This window comes from Pseudomonas sp. Kh14 (assembly GCF_900291005.1).
GTDB classification, from domain to species: domain Bacteria; phylum Pseudomonadota; class Gammaproteobacteria; order Pseudomonadales; family Pseudomonadaceae; genus Aquipseudomonas; species Aquipseudomonas alloputida.
On sequence record NZ_OLKJ01000204.1, the window covers coordinates 1 to 253 of the forward strand.

1 protein-coding gene is annotated in these 253 nt (G+C 59.3%); it reads right to left on the reverse strand.

The features are described from left to right. Positions 1-253 (reverse strand): FAD-dependent oxidoreductase (locus tag FQ668_RS27835; RefSeq protein WP_178097213.1); only part of this gene is annotated, 253 nt, incomplete at both ends.

A 253-nucleotide genomic window follows, 5' to 3' on the forward strand; every position in this document is an offset into this window, starting at 1 on the left:
ATGCGGTACGGCTCTTTGGTACCCAGCGTGCACAAGTCATCCACCAGCACACCCAGATAAGCCTGAGAACGTCCCGGCGCCCAGCCCTCTTTTTCGGCAGAGAAACGGGCGGCGTTCAGACCGGCCAGCAGCCCCTGCGCGGCCGCTTCTTCGTAACCGGTGGTGCCGTTGATCTGACCGGCAAAGAACAGACCGGCGATAAATTTACTTTCCAGCGTCGGCTTCAGGTCTCGCGGATCGAAGAAGTCATACT